Below are 5,746 nucleotides of genomic sequence, written 5' to 3'. Positions count from 1 at the left end.
TAAAATGTACCCTATAAGATGGACACTTTGAAAAAAGTCCTTCTTGTAGGGTACTTTTGTTTATAATGAGAAAAAAGATGTTGGAGCGGAACTAGAATGACGAAGAGACTATTAACGAAAAAAGAACAAGAACTACTAAAGAAGAATCCTTATGTAAAATCAGTTAGCGATAAGGCGATTACCTATACAGACGAATTTAAGCGTCATTTTATTGCGGAAAATGAAAAAGGAAAGCTGCCTAGAGAAATCTTCGAGGAAGCTGGTTTAAGTGAGGAATTAATCGGAATTGATCGTATTAAGACAGCTGGTAAACGTTGGCGTGCAGCCTATCGTAATGCAGGAATTGAAGGTTTAGAAGATACGCGTAAAACAAATTCAGGTCGCCCTTCTGACCGTGAATTGACCTTAGAAGAAAAGATTGCCCGCCTAGAAGCAAAAAACCAACTATTACGTGCAGAGAATGAATTACTAAAAAAGCTCGATCTACTCGAAAGGCAGGTGTTGAAGAAGAAATCACAATCGAAACGAAAGTAAAATTTGAATTAATCCATCAGACGATTCAAAAGTATAAATTAAAGCGTATGGTGAGCTATTTATGTGAGGTAATGGGGGTTTCTCGTTCAGGATTCTATAATTATTTTAATGAAATATCAGCGCAAAATCGTGCAAACCACGATGAAGCAGATGAAGTTGTGAAAGCCATCATTTTAAAAGCGTATCATTTCCGAGGACGCAAAAAAGGTGCGCGCCAAATTAAAATGACGCTTCAAAATCAATATGACATTACATACAACTTAAAGAGAATTCGCCGGATTATGAAAAAGTATGAGATTGTCTGTCCTATTCGAAAGGCAAATCCATATCGAAGAATGGCCAAAGCAACGAAAGAACATCGCACATGTGAGAACAAACTACAACGCAATTTTAAACAAGGTGTAGCCGGTAAAGTATTATTAACAGACATCACGTATTTAACCTATCGCAACGGGAAACGTGCTTATTTATCAACGATCAAAGACGCTGAAACGAATGAAATTCTCGCTTATGAGGTGTCGTCATCTTTACAATTAGATATCGTACTTAACACGTTGAAAAAATTAAGAAAACATACACATTTAACAAAAGATGCCTTTATCCATTCCGATCAAGGATTCCATTATACAAATCCACAATTTCAAGCTTTAGTGAAGAAAATGGGTTTAGGTCAATCGATGTCACGTCGAGGAAACTGTTGGGATAATGCCCCGCAAGAATCATTCTTTGGGCATTTTAAAGATGAAACAAATATAAAAGATTGTGAGACTCTAGAAGAAGTAAAACAGGAAATCAAAAGTTATATGACGTACTACAATCATTATCGTGGACAGTGGAATTTAAAAAAGCTGCCGCCTGTAAAATACAGACAGCAGCTTCAACAAGTTGCCTAGGCTTTTTTAAAATGTCCTTTACAAAGGGTACACTTTAATTAGCGAGGATTTTTTTGAAAATATTGTTCGATCCGATCTAGGCCTTCCACTAAAGTATCCATTGAGCAGGCGAATGACAAGCGAAAATAGCCTTCCCCATATTCTGAGAATGCACTTCCGGGTACAACGGCTACTTTCACCTGTTTTACCAAATCGAGGGCAAAATCAAAGCTATTCAATCCAATTTTATCAGGAATTTTTACGAAGAAATAAAACGCCCCTTCAGGCATAACAACCTCTAGTTCCATGTCTTGTAACCGTTGATAAACATAATTTCTTCTTTTTTGATACTCTATTTTCATTTTATTAGCATCATTCATCCCTGTCGTAAGGGCTTCAAATGCGGCTTTTTGTGCTATGGAGTTTGCACACGAAACATTATATTGATGGACTTTTAAAATATGTTGTGTAATTGTTTCAGGAGCAAACAAAAAGCCAATTCTCCAACCGGTCATTGAATGAGATTTAGATAACCCATTAATTAATATCGTTTTATCTTTTAAATATTGAGCAATAGATGTATGGTCCCTGTCATAGGTTAGTTCACTGTATATTTCATCGGCCAACACAAAGATTTCTTTATCACTAAGAAAATCAGCCAGTTCTTTTAGTTCCGATTCAGTAAGACTGACACCTGTTGGATTGGAAGGGTAAGGAAGGACAATACATCGGGTTTTTTTCGTAATATAAGGTTTAATAACGTCTAGTGTAAAGCGGAACTGGTGTTTACGGGTATCGATATGTATTGGAACTGCTCCCATCATACGTATAACTGGTTCATACCCCGGATAAACAGGACCTGGAAGCAAAACTTCAGCTTCGTCAGTTAAAATGGTCCGAAAAGCAATATCGATGGCTTCACTTGCACCCATTGTTACAATCACTTCAGAATCCGGGATATAGTTAAGTCCGTATTTTTTTTTCACAAAATCACAGGCAGCTTTCCTTAATTCTAGTGTACCAGCATTATGAGTATATGAAGTAAAATTATCTTCAATAGCGAGAATACCCGCCTTTTTAACATGATCCGGTGTAGGAAAATCAGGTTGTCCAATCGTTAATGAAATAAGTCCCTCAGTATGTGAAACCATATTATAAAATTTCCTAATCCCAGATATTTCAATATTTTTTACTCGTGGATTAATTAAATGATCCAATATTTGCACATCCTTCCAGTGAGGAATTTGTTAGTTTTCATGAAGATAGTCTAAATGATAACAAAATTTTAATAAAAGTAAATATTCCTGAAGGATAAGGAATTAGATTTGCGTCATTAGGGCTGATTTTCTATCGGGGAATTAGTGGCTAATTTACTGTTAGGAAACAAGAGTATAAGGTTTTATATGATGCTTAACAAAAGGCTGAATTTATCAGCCTTTTTTATTTACGAGTACCTTTCTCCTAATTTTTTAAAAATAGGTTTTTGATAGGTTCGGGATTTATAGCGATGATTCGAAGGAGAGGAATCTTGGTTTGTAATCCCAGTATAGGATTGTAACATAGCTTTGGCAGCATTTAGTGAGAGTTTTGCTTTGGGATTCCTGATATGCCCGTCCAATTTACCTAGGTGTGGAAGATTAATAAAATCTGTTTTCGTTGGAGGAATATGAAATAAATACCCTCCACATTCTACGAGTACATCTGATTGCTGTTGACTATTTTTTGGGTTGTTTGAAAAATGAAGTCCAATTTTTTTGGCTCTTCCTTCGTCAATTAGTTTTTTTAATGATTCTTGTTTCAATTTATATAAATATTTGGGATTCGGTGCGGTCTTCGCATGTCGATTAACAATAAAGACTGCTTGAGCGAGGTTTTCAATGGTAAGATTCATTTTTTTTGGGGGAATTTTTTGGTCGGAATTCAAAATTGGGTTCTCCTTTCTATTTATTCAGACATTTTTATTATACCTATTCATAAGGAAAATAGAAATAAGTTGCTTCTTTATCCGTTAATTTCATTGTAAAATAGTAATAAAAGAAGAAAAAGTGACAAAAATGAGAATTCTTTTACTTGAGGATGAGCAAATGAAACAATATAATCATTTTTTAACAATAGAATTGGAATCAGGTAAGGCTGGTCCTAAAATTCAAAAAATTATTTTTGAAATTATTTTTCAACATATTCAAGATATGGTTTTTGTTATGAAGGTTGAAGAGGGGCCAAAATTTCGTTATTTGTTTATTAATGAAACGGGTATGAAAAAAGCGAACCTTTCAATCGAAGCCATAGGGAAGACTTTTGAAGAAGCACTTTCCACCGAAGCGGCCTTTTTTCTTCAGAAAATGTATGAAAAGTTATTGAATACAAAAGAAGTTGTTATTTTTAATGATCGTTTTGTTAATGAGGGTGGAAATGAAGTATATGGTGAAACCATTTTAACTCCTATTTTTGATAATGAACATTCCATCAGGTATATCATCGCTATTACTAGAGACATAACTGAACGGACAATGAAGAAAAAGAAAATTATGGAAAGTGAGCAGCGATATCGATCGATTGTAGATCATAATTTGGATGCGATTTTTACTTTAAGTACATCAGGAAAAATTATGGAGGCCAACCCTGCAGCAGAACGATTAACCGGATACACTGAAAAGGAAATGACCATTCGTTCGATTTATGATATGATCGATGACCGTGATTTGGAGAAGTTTCGGCAGTTATTAGATAAAACTTGTTCTGGCTATGCCTTGGAAAATATGGATTGTAAATTGATTCATCGAAAAGGGCATCTTCTCATAGTACATATAAAAACGGTACCGATTATCGTCAATGAGGAAATTAAAGGTTTGTATGTTATTTTTAAGGATTTATCTGTGCAGGCAAAAAACATGGAAATGATTAAATTTATGGCTTTTCATGATCAATTAACTGGTTTATTAAATAGGAGAGCACTTCTTGAGCATTTAAATGAACGAATTTATGTAGATACAAATAATTCATTCGAATTTGCCTTATTTTCTATTGACTTAGATCGTTTTAAATATCTAAATGATTCATTAGGACATTTAGCTGGTGATGAAATCTTAAAAAAAGTATCAAGCCGCTTACTGCAGTTTCAGAATGACAACTGCTTTGTTTATCGAGTAGGTGGGGATGAATTTACCATACTCCTATTACATACAAATCGGAGTGAAGCAAGCCACTTTGCCTCCAAAATTTTTTCTTTATTTTCACAATCATTTTATTTAAATTCTCATGAATACTTTATTTCACCAAGTATCGGAATTAGCATGTATCCCAATGATGGCAAAGATCCGGAAACATTAATTAAAAATGCTGATGAAGCTCTTTTCCGAGTTAAGGAAAAAGGGAGAGCTCATTATCAGTTTTACTGTACGGATATGAATTCAGTTATTACTAATGTCGTGACTCTAGAGACACATTTACGTAAGGCAATAGAAAAAAATGAACTTGTCTTATATTATCAGCCACAGATAGACTGTGAAACAGGAGAAGCAAAATGCTTTGAGGCTTTACTCAGATGGAAGGATCATGAGTTTGGTCATATTTCCCCAGATGTTTTTATTCCATTGGCAGAAGATACAGGTATGATCATTTCGATTGGAAATTGGGTAATAGAAAGCGTTTGCAAGCAAATAAAAACTTGGAATGAAAAGGGAATTGATGATATTCGAATTGCGATAAATATTTCACCTAAACAAATGAATCAACCTAATTTTGTTCCATTTATACAATTAATGATCGAAAAATATAACTTAAACCCATCGTCATTAGAAATTGAAATAACTGAAGGAGTCATGCATGATACAAGAGAAGTGGTACCCATATTATTCAAATTAAAACAATTGGGGATCTATATTTCTGTTGACGATTTTGGAACTGGTTTTTCATCCTTAAATTATTTAAAAAGATTTCCGATTGATGGGTTGAAAATTGATCAATCCTTCATAAAAGAAATTTTGTCTGATGAAAAAGATGCTGCGATTACTACAACGATTATTCATTTGGGCAAAAGTCTTGGTTTAGAAGTGATTGCGGAAGGTGTGGAAGAAAAAGAACAAGTTTCATTTCTTAGAAATGTAGGTTGTCATAAAATTCAAGGGTATTATTTTTCAAAGCCTATTCCGGTTGATGAGCTTGAGAAAATGTTTTTGTGTAGCAGCCCAATGAAAAAAATCCTTATCTAATATAAGGATTTCAGACTGTCGACAAAATCCTTTTTTAAAGGATTTTGTCGACATTTTTTGTATAATTATGTCATAGAATATCGAGGTGATATTGAAATGCTTACTAAAAATACACAAGTAAATCGAGAT

The 5,746-nt window shown here is 34.1% G+C and carries 4 protein-coding genes; 2 read left to right on the top strand and 2 right to left on the bottom strand.

Annotated features, from left to right (window positions below):
* Positions 1-96 precede the first annotated feature (96 nt).
* A protein-coding gene (locus tag GZA11_RS15945) for an IS3 family transposase (protein WP_374717794.1) occupies positions 97-1,427 on the top strand; the annotation gives its coding sequence in 2 pieces (ribosomal slippage) (positions 97-481 and positions 481-1,427; 1,332 coding nt in all).
* A gap of 38 nt (positions 1,428-1,465) precedes the next feature.
* Here GZA11_RS15945 and GZA11_RS15940 read toward each other — a convergent pair.
* Both GZA11_RS15940 and GZA11_RS15935 read right to left on the bottom strand, forming a co-directional pair.
* Positions 1,466-2,623: an aminotransferase A gene (locus GZA11_RS15940; RefSeq protein ID WP_163184377.1), complete on the bottom strand. Its 1,158-nt coding sequence runs from the start codon at positions 2,621-2,623 to the stop codon at positions 1,466-1,468.
* Positions 2,624-2,850: 227 nt separating this feature from the next.
* A complete protein-coding gene (locus GZA11_RS15935; RefSeq protein ID WP_081905179.1) occupies positions 2,851-3,297 on the bottom strand; it encodes a YkyB family protein in 447 nt (148 codons plus the stop codon).
* Between the two features lie 193 nt (positions 3,298-3,490).
* Between GZA11_RS15935 and GZA11_RS15930 the strand changes: the two genes are divergently transcribed.
* Positions 3,491-5,617 (top strand): sensor domain-containing protein, encoded by a 2,127-nt coding sequence (locus tag GZA11_RS15930; RefSeq protein ID WP_163184376.1) that lies wholly within the window; start codon positions 3,491-3,493, stop codon positions 5,615-5,617.
* Positions 5,618-5,746 lie beyond the last annotated feature (129 nt).

This window comes from Neobacillus sedimentimangrovi, from assembly GCF_010614825.1.
In the GTDB taxonomy this organism is placed as follows: domain Bacteria; phylum Bacillota; class Bacilli; order Bacillales; family Cytobacillaceae; genus Neobacillus; species Neobacillus thermocopriae.
The sequence above is the reverse complement of the archived record's forward strand: the minus strand, read 5'-3'. Positions and strand labels throughout refer to the sequence as shown.

Excerpts from the sequence above, each read along its gene's own strand:
- GZA11_RS15935 (WP_081905179.1), bottom strand. The coding sequence starts at position 3,297 with ATGAATCTTACCATTGAAAACCTCGCTCAAGCAGTCTTTATTGTTAAT.
- GZA11_RS15930 (WP_163184376.1), top strand. The coding sequence starts at position 3,491 with ATGAAACAATATAATCATTTTTTAACAATAGAATTGGAATCAGGTAAG.